The sequence below is a fragment of the Microcystis sp. M113S1 genome (assembly GCF_020246945.1).
In the GTDB taxonomy this organism is placed as follows: Bacteria; Cyanobacteriota; Cyanobacteriia; order Cyanobacteriales; family Microcystaceae; genus Microcystis.
Genome location: NZ_JADBSA010000078.1, coordinates 1 through 16,141 on the forward strand (window position 1 = coordinate 1; position 16,141 = coordinate 16,141).

The 16,141-nt window shown below is 40.6% G+C and carries 13 protein-coding genes and 1 pseudogene; 9 read left to right on the forward strand and 5 right to left on the reverse strand.

Annotated features, from left to right (window positions below):
* Positions 1–125, forward strand: a pseudogene (locus IM319_RS22380) (RNA-guided endonuclease TnpB family protein); the annotation flags it as partial.
* 148 nt (positions 126–273) lie between these two features.
* The gene (locus IM319_RS04430; protein WP_286824904.1) at positions 274–1,698 is read left to right on the forward strand and encodes a PP2C family protein-serine/threonine phosphatase; all 1,425 of its coding nucleotides are present in this window, start codon (positions 274–276) and stop codon (positions 1,696–1,698) included.
* A 28-nt stretch (positions 1,699–1,726) separates the two neighbouring features.
* Here IM319_RS04430 and IM319_RS04435 read toward each other — a convergent pair whose 3' ends face one another.
* On the reverse strand, positions 1,727–2,968 hold the full coding sequence (locus tag IM319_RS04435) for an AmpG family muropeptide MFS transporter (RefSeq protein ID WP_287734771.1): 1,242 nt from the start codon (positions 2,966–2,968) through the stop codon (positions 1,727–1,729).
* A gap of 306 nt (positions 2,969–3,274) precedes the next feature.
* On the opposite strand from IM319_RS04435, the gene IM319_RS04440 reads away from it, so the two are divergent.
* Together IM319_RS04440 and IM319_RS04445 are read left to right on the forward strand one after the other, a co-directional pair.
* On the forward strand, positions 3,275–3,895 hold the full coding sequence (locus IM319_RS04440; RefSeq protein WP_286824906.1) for a GNAT family N-acetyltransferase: 621 nt from the start codon (positions 3,275–3,277) through the stop codon (positions 3,893–3,895).
* Positions 3,896–4,198: 303 nt separating this feature from the next.
* Positions 4,199–5,611, forward strand: coding sequence for an LCP family protein (locus tag IM319_RS04445; RefSeq protein WP_287734772.1), 1,413 nt, complete (start codon positions 4,199–4,201; stop codon positions 5,609–5,611).
* 94 nt (positions 5,612–5,705) lie between these two features.
* On the opposite strand, the gene IM319_RS04450 is transcribed toward IM319_RS04445, so the two are convergent.
* Positions 5,706–6,389, reverse strand: a complete 684-nt coding sequence (locus IM319_RS04450; protein ID WP_287734773.1) for a Uma2 family endonuclease — start codon at positions 6,387–6,389, stop codon at positions 5,706–5,708.
* Positions 6,390–6,600: 211 nt separating this feature from the next.
* Here IM319_RS04450 and IM319_RS04455 point away from each other — a divergent pair, with 211 nt between their 5' ends.
* Together IM319_RS04455 and IM319_RS04460 are read left to right on the forward strand one after the other, a co-directional pair.
* Positions 6,601–7,242, forward strand: coding sequence for a Uma2 family endonuclease (locus IM319_RS04455; protein ID WP_286824909.1), 642 nt, complete (start codon positions 6,601–6,603; stop codon positions 7,240–7,242).
* 138 nt (positions 7,243–7,380) lie between these two features.
* Positions 7,381–7,884, forward strand: coding sequence for a hydrogenase maturation protease (locus tag IM319_RS04460; protein ID WP_287734774.1), 504 nt, complete (start codon positions 7,381–7,383; stop codon positions 7,882–7,884).
* Here IM319_RS04460 and IM319_RS04465 read toward each other — a convergent pair.
* The 3 genes from IM319_RS04465 to IM319_RS04475 all read right to left on the reverse strand — a co-directional run bounded on the left by IM319_RS04465 (position 7,811) and on the right by IM319_RS04475 (position 12,129).
* Positions 7,811–9,493: a mechanosensitive ion channel family protein gene (locus IM319_RS04465; protein WP_287734775.1), complete on the reverse strand. Its 1,683-nt coding sequence runs from the start codon at positions 9,491–9,493 to the stop codon at positions 7,811–7,813. The two genes, IM319_RS04460 and IM319_RS04465, sit on opposite strands and share 74 nt — an antisense overlap.
* Positions 9,494–9,496: 3 nt before the next feature.
* Complete coding sequence (locus IM319_RS04470; protein WP_287734776.1) at positions 9,497–10,594, reverse strand: saccharopine dehydrogenase family protein; 1,098 nt, start codon at positions 10,592–10,594, stop codon at positions 9,497–9,499.
* Between the two features lie 92 nt (positions 10,595–10,686).
* Positions 10,687–12,129 carry a sensor histidine kinase gene (locus IM319_RS04475; protein ID WP_287734777.1) on the reverse strand — a complete coding sequence of 481 codons (1,443 nt, stop codon included), beginning with the start codon at positions 12,127–12,129 and terminating at the stop codon, positions 10,687–10,689.
* Between the two features lie 730 nt (positions 12,130–12,859).
* On the opposite strand from IM319_RS04475, the gene IM319_RS04480 reads away from it, so the two are divergent.
* The 3 genes from IM319_RS04480 to IM319_RS04490 all read left to right on the forward strand — a co-directional run bounded on the left by IM319_RS04480 (position 12,860) and on the right by IM319_RS04490 (position 16,140).
* Positions 12,860–14,206, forward strand: coding sequence for a glycoside hydrolase family 10 protein (locus IM319_RS04480; RefSeq protein ID WP_287734779.1), 1,347 nt, complete (start codon positions 12,860–12,862; stop codon positions 14,204–14,206).
* A gap of 45 nt (positions 14,207–14,251) precedes the next feature.
* Complete coding sequence (locus IM319_RS04485; protein ID WP_287734780.1) at positions 14,252–14,869, forward strand: hypothetical protein; 618 nt, start codon at positions 14,252–14,254, stop codon at positions 14,867–14,869.
* A gap of 380 nt (positions 14,870–15,249) precedes the next feature.
* Positions 15,250–16,140, forward strand: coding sequence for a peptidoglycan-binding protein (locus tag IM319_RS04490; RefSeq protein WP_287734781.1), 891 nt, complete (start codon positions 15,250–15,252; stop codon positions 16,138–16,140).
* The last annotated feature ends 1 nt before the right edge of the window (position 16,141 follow it).

The window sequence follows — 16,141 nt, forward strand, 5'->3', positions numbered from 1 at the left end:
AGGGATTAAGTAGCGTGGGGCGCACGCAAACTTTACACGCTTCGGGAGAGGTTCCCTCTTGGTTGGTTGGAGAAATCCTGCTTGCTAACGGAGACTCAATGAACGAAGAATCCCCGTCTCTTTAGAGCGGGGAGCGTCAAAAAACAGAAATAGTAAAACATCAGGGTTAAATTGTGGCAGTCACGAAAAGATCCACTATACTGTTAGACTTAAACAGGTCATCACCCAATGACTATCTAGCTATAATCATGTCACCGCCACAAAAATCATTTTATGCTTTCTGAGCCGGAACCGAGCGACACCCTCACCACTGCCACCGTCAATATGGGCGATCAAACTACCGATATCAAGCCAATTTTAGCCTTAAAAGAGTTAGTCGCCAGTTTATATCGCGAACAAAACAAAGTTCAAAATCTCTTAAGTTCCCTCGGGTTTGCCCTGCGGAGTTTCAATAATTTAAACCAATTCCTCGATCTTACCCCCTTGATGGCCGCACGAGTGGCAGATGCGGAGGGAGGGGCATTGATTTTGAGCAAAAATAACGGTCAAGTGGCGCTCGATCAACTCCATTGCCAAGATAATCAAATTAATGGGGAACTACGCCGACAATTAGAGGCAATTATCCGACAATTAAACCAAGAACCGGCACTTGAGAACAGAAATAGTCGATCGCTTCTCGATAGTCTCGACCATAAAATCCGGCAAACTCTCGGACAGGGTACGCAGGTATATAGTACACCTGTTTTGGTAAAAAATAGTGAGCGGGGACGTTTATACGTTTTCAGTCGCGATCCCGATTATGGTTGGACACCCACCCGTCGTAAACTGTTGCAGCTAGTGGCCGATCAAACGGCGGTGGCTATAGCTAATAATGAATTAACGCTGGAATTACGGGCCAAGGAACGTCAGGATCGAGAGTTAGAAATCGCTTCCGAAATCCAAAATCGTCTTTTACCCCGGCAATGTCCGAAAATTCAGGGGGTAGAATTGGCAGCCCACTGTAAAACGGCTAATCGCGTTGGTGGCGATTATTATGATTTTATCCCCTGCAACTACGATCAATTTAAACCGGCAAGGGAGGCGGAAATGGAAGCTAGTACCGCTCCTTGGAGTATAGTCATTGGTGATGTCATGGGTAAAGGTGTCCCAGCAGGATTATTGATGACCATGACCCGGGGAATGTTGCGAGCGGAAGTGTTAAATCGTCACTCCCCGGCCCAGATTTTGCGTCATCTCAATCGGGTTATGTATGCCGATCTGGATAATTCTCATCGTTTCGTGACATTATTTTATTCCGAGTATGATCCCCTGACGCGCCGTCTTGGCTACAGTAATGCTGCCCATTATCCCACCCTCTGGTGGCGGGCCAAAACGGCAGAGTTAGAGCCTCTCGACACGGAAGGGACATTAGTTGGTTTAGAGGCCGATTCTATCTATGATGATGCCCAAGTGCAATTAGAAGCGGGAGATACGCTGATTTATTATACCGATGGCTTTACCGATGCAGTTAACTCGAAAGGGGAAAGATTTGAGCAGAAAAATTGGCTATCGGCAGTTAAAGAAGCCTGTCAACAGTACACCGATCCCGAACAGATTCTAGAATATTTATTTGGGAAAGTTGCCGCTTTTACTGGGTTGGGAAATGACAGTAGCGACGATATGACTTTAGTAGTTATGCGAGTGAAATCGGAGGAATAAATTATCATTTCCTAGCTCATAAATTAGCCTAATTCTGCTCTTGCCAAGGGGCAAATAAAGGCAATAAAGCTAACCCGGGTAAAGCGGCAATTACCGTGATTAAAAAGAACCACTGCCAACCGATCGCCTCAGCTAAAACTCCTGCGGGAGCCACCAAAATATCGCGACTAAAGGCCATTAAACTTGATAAAAGGGCGAACTGAGTAGCGGTAAAACGAGCATTACAAAGACTCATTAAAAAAGCCACAAAAGCGGCAGTGACTAAGCCGCCGCAGAAGTTTTCAATATTAATAGCTAAGACCATAAAAGGATAATTTTGCCCTAAATTTGCTAAAATAAAATAGGCTAAATTACTAACAGCTTGCAAGACACCAAATATCCAGAGCGATCGATTAATTCCCCAACGACTTAACAGGGAACCACCTAATAAAACTCCCACCATAGTTGCTATCATGCCCATACCGCCTTGGATCGCCCCAATATCGGTTTGACTGAAACCAGTTGTTAAGAGAAAAGGAGTCACCATATTATTAACTAAAGCATCCCCTAAACGATAGAGAACAATAAAGGCGAGAATGCTGATTCCTTGACCTATTTGATAGCGTTGAAAAAACTCTTGGAAAGGCAACCAAACCGCCTCTAAAAGAGTTTGAGGAGTATCATCCCTAGGGGGAGTAGCCGGGGCGAAAAAAGACCAAATAATCGTTAAAGCCATCAGTCCAGCTAGGAAAAGATAGACGAGAGTCCAGGGAAAGTGATCGGCTAAAATTAAAGCGATCGAACCGGTTAAAATTAAAGCCAAACGATAACCTAAAACCCCGATCGCCACCCCTGCACCCATCTCCCATTTTTCTAAAATATCTGTGCGATAGGCATCGTAGGCAATATCTTGGCTGGCACTAAAAAAAGCAATCAGTAGGGCATTAATTGCCAATAATTCTAAAGATCGTTGCGGTTGTTGCAAAGCCATGAAACCAATCGCTAAAGTTAAACAAATTTGAGCGATTAAAATCCAACCGCGACGACGACCAAGCACGGGGGGAAGATAGCGATCGAGTAAGGGAGACCACAGAAATTTGAGAGAGTAGGGGAGAGCGACTAAACTAAATAAACCGATCGATTTCAGATCAACTCCTTCGGTGGTCATCCAAGCTTGCAGGGTACGACCGGTGAGAAAATAGGGCAATCCAGAAGCGAAACCTAAGAATAACAAAGCCGCCATTTTTTGACTGCGGAACACTTGCAAATAAGCGGAAATTTCTTTGATCATGGAGGGGATAGGAGGATAGATTAGATTAAAGAATATAGTTAATTGACCCAAAAAGAAAGAGATTAGTTCTGACCAGCATCATCCCATCTTAACCATTGCCCGGCGATCAAAAAAAATTCCCGAAAAATAGCAGTCTTTCCCCCAACTGGGGCTATAGGCAGTAGAATGGATGAGATTTTGATTCAGTAGTCTTGAAAAATTGCGGTATTCTCCTTAAGATAGATGCTTGATTCTCCCAACTAGCTCCCACCCCTATTTACCTTTCCCGGATAAGGACTGCCATCCCCACCTTCCCTGCCGACTCCTGTGATTAAAGTGGACTCCTGTTTTATCTCATACCTATTGTCTAATCCCTCCGACTCGGAAGCGACCGGTGACAATGCCACCATTACCGTCGAGGTGCGTTTGGCCCAAAGCCAAGATCTCAAAAGCTTGGCGGAAATTCTCACCGATAGTTTTTTCCCCACGGCCAATTATTGGTCTTTTCTGCGTCCTATCTTTAAATTGGGCATTTACGAGGACTTACGGGGACGATTGCGCGCCGATACCCCTTACTATCACTGTCTGGTAGTCAGTCAAACCAGCGTCACCGCCACGGGTTCTCAGGAAATTATTGTCGCTACGGCGGAAATCGGCTTAAAATCTAGTTCTTTTTTAGCCGTTCCCATTCCTTATATTTCTAATTTAGCCGTTAGTCCCGATCGCCGGCGTGCCGGTCTGGCCCGGAGATTGCTGCTCAAGTGTGAACAGATCGCTAGAGAATGGGGTTTTGAGGAACTTTCCCTCCATGTTCTCGATAATAATCTAGCGGCCCAGTCACTGTACTCAAGTAGCGGTTATCGTCTGCAAAAAACCGACGGTTGGTTGATCAATTGGTTATTTAATCGACCACAAAAGTTATTTCTGCACAAAAAAATCAGCCATTGAGGAGATAGGAGGCACTCATGCACTCATGCACTCATGCAAAAGGCAGCTTTCTTCTCCCCACTACCCCACTTCCCCGCTTCCCCGCTTCCCGCTCCCATAAAAAACTTTTTGCTGCAAACCCTAGATATTTCTCCAAAATTGCGATGCAGAAGAACTATAAGGAAAAATTCTGCTATATTATCTGCTAACTCTCTAGAAAACCCGATTAGTTTAATAATCTTTTCCGGGTATCTGAGAAAAAAAATAGTTCATCTCTTTAAATATGGTTTTAGGGAGATATTTAGTGACCGTGTGAGGCAATTTGTGGTTAATAAGACAAAATCAAGGCTTAAAAGCGGAAAATCAAGCAAATTAGCGGCTAAACCTGTTAAAAAGCGGCGATTGTCCGGTAAATGGTTCCTGACAGCCCTAGGCTTAACTGGCTGCGCCCTAGTTTCCGCTACGGCGGGGGCTATGTTGGCTGTGTCTCTCTCCTCCACACCTTTGCGACAAGCTGCTCTTAGTCCCCAAGAAGCCGCCGCTTTTAACAATCAGCAGGCGATATCCTATGAAAATCTGCAACTTCCCGCCCTTAACCGCCCCGTTAATATTCTGGTAGTTGGCGCGAAAGTGTTGACATCCGATGTCAAGGAGGCACAAACCCCAGATCTGGGTTATCATGCCCCGGTTAATTCCTTGGATGGTTTAACCGATACCATGCTGTTACTGCGTTTTGACCCCCAAAGACAGAAGTTAACCATGCTTTCCATCCCCCGGGATACCCGCACCGATATCGAGGGTTACGGGGAGAAAAAAATCAATGAAGCTAACGCCCTCGGTGGACCTGCTTTAACGGCGGAAACGGTTAGTCATCTTTTGGACGGAGTCGCTATCGATCGCTATGTTCGCATTAATGTGCAGGGTGTGGAAAAATTAATTGATGCTTTGGGGGGGGTGACGGTATATGTTCCCAAAGACATGAACTACAAAGATTTTAGTCAACACCTCTACATTGACCTGAAAAAAGGGGAACAACTCCTCAACGGCGAGAAATTCCTCCAGTTTGCCCGTTTTCGTTACGATGCTAACGGCGATATCGGTCGTATCCAACGACAACAGCAATTAATGCGGTCTTTAGTAGAACAAACCCTAAAACCAGCAACTTTATTGAAAATTCCCGATATTATCGAGGTTATCCGCACTCATATCGATACTAATCTCAGTTTAGAGGAGTTACTCGCTCTAGCCGGTTTTGCCTCTAAAACTCAGCGCGCTGATGTGCAAATGCTACTGCTACCGGGAGACTTTAATGGTGATGGTCGGCAAGGGATCAGTTATTGGTTGCCCAATCAAAGTAAAATTCAAGAGCTAGTGGCTCAACATTTTAACCACGGCTCTTTTATAGCTGACATTGAGGAAACCACGCAACCGACTCGCATAGCTGTGGAAGATAGCATCGATAATCCAGAAGCGGTGCAAGCTCTAGTCAGATATCTGCGCTCGTTTGGTTATGAAAATGTTTTTGTCTCTAAGTCTTCATCGCCAATTCTAGAAACTACCAAAATTATTGCTCAAAAAGGGGATAATTCCCTGGCTGCTGCCCTGCATAATAGCCTTGGTGTCGGGGAAGTTTTGGTGGAAAGTACGGGGAATCTCGCTTCTGATGTGACGATTAAAATCGGTCAAGATTGGCAAGAAAAATCAGCTAATCTTTCTGAGCCATCCCTAGGCAACTAAGAAAAAAATCAAGTTTATCTAGGTTATTTATTAGCGTTGGGTTTCAGGCTTCAACCCAACCTAAGTTCTCAGAGAAAAATCAAGTTTATCTGGGTTATTTATTAGCCAAAATTTGACAAAAATTTTGGTGTTGTTCACTAGCTATTCCTTGCTGTAATCTTGCCAAAACTTCGGCTAAATTCCCCGATAATAAAGCATTTTTATCTAGCCATAATCCAGGGAAGACTTGGGAGCAAAAGATATTATCTTGATTTGATTCTAGGGGCAAATATTCCCCATCAGTTAAGCGAAACCAATCCAATTGAACGTCATAAACTCGCCAGATAATATACTCTTGCACTCCATGGCGACGATAAACTTTGAGTTTTTCGTGTAAATCGTAGGAAGCAGTAGAAGCGGCAATTTCCACGATTAATTCTGGCGCGCCTTCTACATAATCATCTTCACTAATGCTTGATTGTCCACCGGTTTCTATTCTTAATAAAGCATCTGGTTGTGGTTGATTATCCCCATCCAGTCGCACAGTAGTATTATCCAGTGTTTCTACCCCCGGTGTCGCCACTTCGTAGGCAGTTAACCAACCGATAATATTAGCGTGGGGTTTACCGTGGTTTTTGGCTCTCACCGCAGCTGCCATATAAACAACTCCTTGGATTAATTCAGCTTTTTTTACCCTTGTCATTGCCTGATAACGGCGCTCGAATTCGGGAAGGGTTAATCTATCACCACTTTCGAGAGGGGGAATAATATTAGAGGAAACTGTGTTAGTCGATAGCATATTACCAGACTCAGTTAATTTATCGATTAGGTTAAGCTTTGTATCGAGAGCATCGAAGATATCCTATACTTATTTTACAGCGTTTCTGGTCAAGATGAAGTGTAACCTAATTTGGTATCGACCACTGACTCCCAAAAAGGAAAACTTTGTACCTCATCATTAAGATAAATGCTAAATCCTTGAGTTCCTTATTTACCTTAAACCTTGCACCATGTTTGCTTTAGTTTCACTAGATAAAATCGAGCTACCGGCGGGGTCCTTAGTGAGATTACCTGCCACTTGGCTAGATTATCAAACTTTGTCTCGGCAAAGGGGTGACAATTCTCGGCCTAAAATCAAATATCACAATGGAGAAGTCTTGCTTATGTCTCCACTTCCCAAGCATGGACGTGATGCCCATTTAATTGCTAATATTATCATCACCTTATTGGATTATCTGGGGCGTGAGTACGAGGCTTTTACTCCCGTAACCATGGAATTACCAGAAACAAGTGGTATTGAACCAGATTATAGTTTTTATATTGACCATTGGCCAGCTATAGCAGGGAAAGCCAGAATTGACTGGGTAAATGATCCTCCCCCCGATTTAGTATTAGAAATTGATGTCACCAGTTACTCGAATGTGGATGATTATCTGCCTTATAAAGTGCCTGAAATTTGGTTGTATCGTCAGAAAAATCTCTATATTTATTGGCTAGATAATCAAGAGTATATCCTGCGCCATCAAAGTCAATATTTTCCTAACTTTAACCTACAAAATTTAGTTTCTTTCTGTGGAGAAATTGCCGACAATCGCAATAGTAGTATGGCAATTCGTCAACTAAAACAACATCTCGAAGATTTTTATAAGTAGGGAGGCACAATTATTTGTAGGATGGGTTAGCGGTAGCGTAACATGAGCGGGCGTTGGGTTTCATGCTTCAACCCAACCTACGTTCATCTTATATTTAATTCCACTTTGTACCTCATCATTAAGATAACTGCTATAACCATGAATAATTTTAAAATACTGCTCATCGGTTACGGTAATACTTTAAGAAATGATGACGGAGTGGGAGTGAGAATAGCCGAAATTATCGCCGAAGAGAATTGGACTAATGTGCAAGTCATCGCTACCCATCAATTGACTCCTGAATTAGCAGCCGATATAGCTGATGCTTCCCTAGTTATTTTTGTTGATGCGGTATTATCTAATCAAACTGATATTCAGATAGAAAAATTAGCGGCAGTTACCGAATGGAATAATTTGGGTCATGCAGAAAGTCCCGCTTCTTTATTAGCATTAACTCAAGCAATTTATCAACAAACTCCCAGGGCCTGGGGAATATTTATTCCTGCTATTAATTGTGAATTTGGTGAAGAATTATCAACAATAACTCAAAAGGGCTTGACAAAAGCGATCGAAGCTATTAGGAAAATTATTACTTCTGAGGATTTGACTGAATACCAAAAGCAGGACTTTGATAATCTTCCGGCAGATAATTTTCAGGAATAGTGCTGTGATTGCCATCCCGGAGAGCCTTGTAGTGAGGAGACATAATTTCGATACCGACTTCGTTACATTTATCCTGAATATTTTGATGTAATTCAGAATAAATATACACCATTTTGCTAGGATGGTCGGTGTAGGCATTTAGCTGATAGCTGACATAAAAATCATCGAGACTGGTTTGCAAGACAAAAGGAGCAGGTTCTGAGACAATAAATTTAGTGGCTAAGGCTGCTTCTTTCAGGGTTTCGTGAACCTTACGCCAAGGTAAATCATAACCGAGAGTGACTGTGGTTTGCAAAATTAAAGGCTGTTCGAATTCCCTTTGAGAAACGCTAAAGTTAATCACATTGGTGTTTAACAGCGATGAATTAGGAATCGTGATAATTCTATTAGCTGGTGTGCGAATGCGGGTGACTAATAATCCTTTTTCAATCACGTCTCCAATAACATCACCAATAGAAATTTTATCTCCTAGTTGAAAAGAGCGAGTATAGATGAGGATAATTCCTCCCACCACGTTAGCGATAGCAGAGGTAGAACCCAAGGAAAATAGCACCCCTAAAAATACCGACACCCCCTGAAAAGCAGGAGAATTAAATCCGGGTAGATAGGGAAAAGCGATGACTATAGCTAAGGCAATTATCAGCAGTGACAGTAAATTATAGGTTGGGTTTGCCCAATCGGGATAGAAACCATGAATTACTAAAGTTCCTCTTGACAATGCCGTGAAAAATGGTTTAATTGCTCTCAACAGATAGTGAGTTATAAAAATAATTAGCAGTATAATAAAAATATTGGGTAAATATTTTGCTATCTCTTGGGAAAAAACTTCCAAAGCACGGAAAAAGTATTGCAAAAAACCATCACCAAATTTTCTAGTCCAGGGAAAAAGACGAAGGACAAAAGTTAAATAAAAATAGAGAATAGTTAAAATAATTAGAGTTCGGATAAATTGCAAAACTCTTAGGGAAAAAATTCCTATTGTCTGGGAACTAATAATCTCAAAATTTTGGAATACGACCCCAGGAACTAGGGAGGTGATTAATCTCTGAATCTGGGGAAAAACCCGCAAAGATATAAAAATCATCGTCCAGAAAATTAAGACCGTGGACAGGGTAGCACTTACTGTCAAAACTGCATCTTTTAAGAGGTTATCCGGTTGACGTTCTTGACGATAACGGACAATGGCCGCTTTAATCTTTGCTAAAGCTCGTTCGGCCAATACTTCTTGACTTACCGCGTGTAATTTGGCATCTTTAGAAGTAATAGTAGCAATAACCGTATCTCCCAAAATAATCGAAGGGTTTTTGTCTTCAGGATCGATTTTTATGGTTAAATCTTCAGGAGAAAGGGCATCGTCATCGGCAATTTTTTCAATTCTGGCTGTAATCGATTTCGCTCTTTCTTGCGCTGAAAAAGAACCTATTCCTTGCCGAATAGTAAAAAGTTCTTGATTATCAAGCATTACGGGAAAAACTTCTCCCAAAGTTTCCAGGGGTGTTTCCTGTCCTTGTTTAGCAGGATTATTCTGGGCTGCTATCATCAAGATGGGGGATAAAGTCAGTAACAAAACTAAACAAAACAGCCCTAAGTAACGCCAGATTTTTTTCATCTTCTAAGCCACAATTTCACAGGAGCGATCGAGTTTAATACCTCTTTTTTTCATCGTAGCATGGAATAGTTCTGTGGATAACACCTGTTCCACGGGATAAATCCCGGGTTTTTGGATTTTTGCCGCTAAGATTAATTCTGCCACGCTCCCAGTTCCCCAACCCGCTGCTTGGGCAGTGTTTTCGTGGACCATAGTTGCTTGATAAACTGCGTTTTGCTGCCCTTGCCATCCTGCCACTTTTGCTAACATTGCTACCCCAATTCCCGAAAATTTATCGGTTACTTCTGTCATGCGATAACTAACTTGGGAAAAAAATTCAATTCCCCGAGAGCTTTCTACCCAAGCATCGGGAAAAATATGGGCAGTAATCCAAGTTAAATGATTATAAAAATCGGGAATAGAACCAAATTTTGTGATCACATTTTGCACTTGAAAAGATTCAGCAAAAGTATAGGTTTCTGGCATATCAAACCAATAAACACCAGTTTTACCTAAAGGAGCGGGAAAGTCAATTACTTCTCTAGCAGTATAGGGTTTAATCTCTTGCCATTGTCCCTCAATCCAGGCTAAAAAAGGCTTTTTTAAGCCGAGAAAAGTTGTCCGCATTACGGTTAATCCCGCACCTCCTGAACCCGCTACGGCATAATTTAAACGGATCGTTTCTACCCTATCTAACTGTTCCACTCCCTCTCGCACTATACTATTAGAAATACCGGGAAAAATTCCCGTATTAACCACGGCAGTTATTCCCGCTTTTATTGCTAATTCTCGATAGGGAATTAACTTTTGATAAAAAGAACGATGATCACTAACATCAATATAATTGACTTTTTCTTCAATGCAAATTTTTACTACCCTGCCATCGCGATAATGAAAGGGACCAGCACAATGAATGACTAAATCACTATTTTTAATTGCCTGTCTAAGCTTGTCTATTTCTTCTAAATCTAAAGCCAAAAACTGCATTCTTGGCAGTAATTTGATCGCTTTTTCCTTTCGTCCGGTGATAATAATTTTAGCTGCAGTATGATTAATAATATCTAGGGCGACACTTTGACCAATGCGACCGGTGCCACCTAAAATTAAAACAGTTTTTTCCATGGCAACTATCAATAATATTTGTTGCCCTAGTATAGCATCCTCTTGGCAAGTTTGCCTATTTTCCAAGATGAAAAATTCAGAATAATCTCAACTTATTTACTGCGTCCTAGGGGCAAGAAAATGGTTAAAATCTCACCTTCTTCGGGTTTTTGACGCACAATAAATTTACCTCCCAAAGCTTGAAAAAGGTTTTTAGTCACCTTCATATTCAGACTTAAGCTACCAGTTTCTGGTTGAAACATTAAGACTTTTCCTAAAGCTTTGAGGGTAGGATTAGGCGATTTTACCTGAGTTTGGAACTGCATTTTTAATTGATTTCCTGCCATTGATATATCTACTTGCAACAGACCACCACTAGCCATACTGCGAGTACATTTTTCCACGACTCCATTTAACATTTGATCCAATAAATTCGGGTCGCTAATTACCGAAGGCAATTTTTTCGGTACATTAACTTCTAAATTGACATTGCGCCGTTTAGCCTGTTTTTGCCACCGGGGAATACTATCTTGAAAGACCTTTTCTAGAGCAATTGGAATTAATTGAATTGGTTTATCTCCCAGAGGATTAATACCCAATTCTGCGGCTCGGAAAATTAATTCCATGCGCTGAATTTGTTCACCACATTCTAAATCAATTGTTTCCAAATATTTCTGGACATCTTCCGTTATTTTTGCCCGTTTTAGTAATAATCGGGTAATGGTGCGAATGGTGGTTAAAGGGGTGCGAATTTCGTGGGTTAAGGCGCGCAATAATTCCAAATCACAACCCGATTCTAAATGAGAATTATCTTCCTCTGGGGGAGTGATTTCGGCATTGATAGGCGATTTCGTTTTTTTCAGGTCTAAATTAGGCTGGTTGGGTAAATTTTGCAGTAATTGGCGACTAAATTGGCTAACTAGACGGTAATCCGGCGAGGGACTGCCATTAGCTTCGATAATTGCCTCTAAAGTCCCGATTTGCGGATAACGCAGATTAACTAATCTTTGCCGCAACTGCTGCCAAGCTTGCTGAGTGAGGACGGGATCAAAGGAAAATTGAAAAGAGGACAAACCCCACTGATCTTCGCCTAAAACCAGCAAAAGAGAGAAACTTTCGCTAAAAACCAGACAAAATCTTTCATTAGCAATCGGATCCGTTGGCAAGAGCGGCAATTCATGAATCTCCGTCGGGGAAATATCGGCGGCGGATTTTTCCTGAGAAGGCAATTGCAAACCCGGCCATTGTAAATGTTTTAAAGCTTTAACGGTAAAAACACCGAATTTAAAACCCGTTAAAGCCTTGCTTTCTCTGACTAAAGCCGTCGGACCAGAGAGAATTAAACCCCCACTGGCAGCAGCATTATTTGGGTTTTGTAATAAGATATTTTCTAAAGCGGCGATCGCTGCGAACCATTCACTTTCCGCTTTCAGTTGCGATCGCTTGAGCCATTCCGATAAATTAGGATAAAAAGCATTGGGGGTGAAAGTTTCCCGTTCCTGATGGTCAGTCGGCGGGAAAATATCGCTTAATTTCGGTAAAGACCCCTCTAACATCGTCTTCATCACTGACTAGATACAAATTCCTTACCTAGAATATTACCCCCATTAATGCCCATCCCATAACGGTAAAACCGAACTCTATTGGCGGTGATATCCGCGTTTTTATAGCAGTTATCTTAATGGTGAGGTACAAAGTTTTGCTTTTGGGGAGTCGGTCGCCGATAGCAAATTAGGTTACACTTCATCTTAATCGGAAAGGCTGTCAATCGGCTTAATGATTTGTAATATAGGTTAGTGTAGTTGATCGCCTATGCCAGTTGTGGGTTTAGTAGCTTAATTCAACCTCGATAAGTCTGATATTTAATTACATCTCCCCACTTATGTGTTTTTTTGTTACATTTAAGTATTTTTTTGTTTATCTATGGTTATCATAGAGCAAGTTAAATTGTTCCCCAATTATTTCCCTAACCAACCAATCTTTGATCCCAAACCCTTTTGCCTTGACATTACGTCAATGGGAGGAACCATCGGCTCTTGGTTTGCCTGTTTAAGTGTTGCTTTCAAGCTAGGTAAACAGTTGAGTAGCGGTAACTTTTGAGCAATAGTTGGGTTCGGTTATTGACTATATTTTGCCGTGGGCAAATTCTGAGAATTAATCAGAACTAAGTGCGCTTGAGAACGTGGAGTTATTCCCTGTCTCTGCTGCCTTTTGTCTGTCTTCCGAACCTGTCGCTGCTGCGGATTTGAGGTTCATTTATCCTTTGTCTGAGAGAGAGTAAAAAATATGCTGCACATTCATATTCTTCAGGATACGTTTTTCAAGTCTTCCACAGCTTTTTCTGAAACCCTTAATAGTGGGCAAAAATTCTTAATCAAAGCGGGAACTAAATTACCAATTAAATCCTATTTTCGCCAAAATAATCATTATTCTGTCAAGTTAGCCGAAGAACAAGGTTCAGTGGGAAAAGCGGGATTTTTCTTTGATGATCATGTACAAGTAGAAGAAATACGAGGAGTTTGGATCACCAATGTTGACAGTGATATTCTCAAGTCTAAAGATAACTTAAAAGCTGGGTTGGAAAAACGTAAAAATTTAGGTTTTAATACTCTTTATCTAGTAGTTTGGAATAAAGGCTATGTGTTTTTTGAATCACAAATTGCTGATAATATCTTCACTGCTAATGAAGAAAAACTCCAAAAAGTCAACCTTGAAAAAGAGTTAGTCAGTAGAGATATACTAGCAGAAATCATTGAGATTAACCAGACAGAAAAGTATAACTTTCGGATTATTGCTTGGTTTGAATATGGTTTAATGGTTCCTCCGGCTGCTCCCTTAGTTGCTCAAAAACCAGATTGGTTTATGCTTACTCATCAACAGAAAAATACAGTTGATGGTGATGGGAATTGCCGCTTAAATCCTGCTCATCCTGAAGTTAAAGATTTTTGGATTAGTATCATTCGTGAAGTGGTAAAAAACTATGAAATTGATGGTATTCAATTAGATGATCACTTCGCTATTCATCACGCAAAACTCTTGCCTAATGGTACTAAAAATTTTGATTTTAGTATGGGGTTTGACTCCTTTACCATCAAACTTTTTCAAGAGGAAACTGGTTCAGTTAGTCCCTTAAGCAATCCCCAATTAGCGAAATTTAAAGATTGGCGCAAGGAGAAGTTAACTCAGTTAGTGCGATTGATTTTTAAAACCATTAAAGCGGAAAAAGATGATTGTATTCTCTCCATTTCTCCCAATCCTTTAGGATTTTCGATCGATCATGCTTTAGCTGATTGGCAAGCATGGGAAAAGGAGGGATTAATCGAAGAAATGGCCTTACAAGTTTATCGTCCAAATTTGCCTAGTTTTGAAGGCGAAATCGATAAATTAGAGGTAAAAGCAGCACGAGAACATATTCCCACCGTCATCGGTATTCTCACTGGTTTAAAACCCAGTGATAGACGGGTAAATTTCCAATTAATTCAAGCACAAACTCAGGAGACTCGTGAGCGAGATTTTGCTGGTTTTGCCTATTTTTTCTATAGCAGTTTATTAGACCATATTCCCACCACAGAAACCGTGGCTGACAGGGAGAAGAAATTGGCTCAAATTCTTGCTACAGATCAATTTGTTTAATTTATTCTTCGAGATTCAAAATTATCCATAAAAGGAGCTAAATTCATGACTCAATCTTCTGTTTCCTTGCATAGCATGGCTACAAAAATCGAAAAAATTTTGCTGAATAATCCTTTCTGGTTTTTGCTGTTTCTAATCGGATTGGTGGCTTTTCTATTACTTGCCAATATTGCCATTTTTCCCTCGTTAACTCTGCGGGGAGATATTGCCCTAGATAAAATTTTCATTGGCACAATTGCTATTGTTGCGGTGGTGGAACGTAGCGTAGAGTTATTTATTGCCGCTTGGCGTAATCCTGAGAAAGAGGTTTTAGAACAAGAGATTAGTCTTTTGAAAAATCTTGCCCCTCCAGAAGAAAAACCACAATTAATCTCAAAAGAAAAAGAGTTACTCCAGTACATAACTCTAACCAAAAAATATGCTCTCCTCTTAAGTCTTGTCTTTGGTTTTATGGCAAGTTTTACAGGGATTCGTATTCTAGAACCTTTGGTAAATATGACGACAACAAAACCTGAGCAAATCGCTACATTCTACAAATTAGATTTAGTTTTATCAGCCTTGGGTATTGCCACAGGAACTAAGCTATTTCATGGCTTGCCCGCTTTAGTCTCTGATACTATTACTGCTACCAGAGGGCAAGTTAATAATCCTAAGCAAAACTAATTATGGCTCTCTTGAATATTGGGTGTAAAATGTTTGTCCATATTACAAATTCTGGGAATATGGGTTACAAAGGGTCGAACACTTATCCTTGCGTTTTAATGCTTAGTGCCGTCTAACCCATCCTACAATTATTGATAAATTTTTTTATCACCATAACCCCACGAGAGCCATAACTATTTACCATTAATTAATAGTAGCCTATGAAATTTAAGCTTTCCTAGTCCAATAGACGAGAAAGTATAGTTTTCTTTGTTCAATTTTATTATCTAAAAATATTAAATAATTGTAACAAAAACAACTATCTTTTTAGTCAAGGAAATATACTGTTTTTTGTTAGAGAGGTTCAATTCATAACTGGAACTTATTTAAGGATAAAACTCATGACTACTCTTAAAGATATCGTCAAAAATCAACTTCAGGTATCCTATGAAGATATCGCCACTTCCCAATTAGCATTTGATGAGCAACTCTGTCGAGAAATTCAAGAAATTCTCAAAGCAAACAACTTCTATCACTTTACAGTAGATGGACTTTACGGTAAAATTACACGGGAAGCCTTACGAGATTTCAAAGAAGCCTTTGCTCTATCTGGGGGAGATATTTTAGGTCCTACTACTGCCCAATTTTTGTTAAATCTGAAGAAATCCATTGGACCGGGAGTTCATGATTTTAGCACGAAGCAAGGAACTCAAAAAGCCATTATCCACGAATGTAAACGCCGAGGATTAACCCTTAATTCTCAAATCGCTTATGTCTTAGCAACAGTTGAGCATGAAACCGCTAATTCTTTTAAGCCTGTGGAAGAAGCCTTCTTTTTAAAGCCTCGATCTCGACAAATGGCTCATCTTCAAACTAAATTTTACTTTCCCTATTATGGAAGGGGCTATGTCCAATTGACTCTTAAATCCAACTATGAAAAATATAGTCGAAAATTGGGCATTGATTTAGTAGCTAATAAGGAGAAAGCTCTAGATCCAAACATTGCTTTATTTGTTCTAGTAGATGGTATGTTACTAGGGGAATTTACAGGCAAAAAATTGGGGACTTATGTCAATGGCAGTAAAACAGATTTTTTTAATGCCCGAGATGTAATCAATCCTCGTGATAAAGCTCAACTTATTGCTGGTTTAGCCCAAAATTGGTTATCCAAGCTTAACGCTGAATCTATTTCTTTTGAGGGAGTTGTTCCAGAATCTCCAGAGAATCCAGAATTAGCAGAAGAATTGTTAGGGATTGAAGAACTAATGCTGATGCAAATTATGAGCAGTTGAA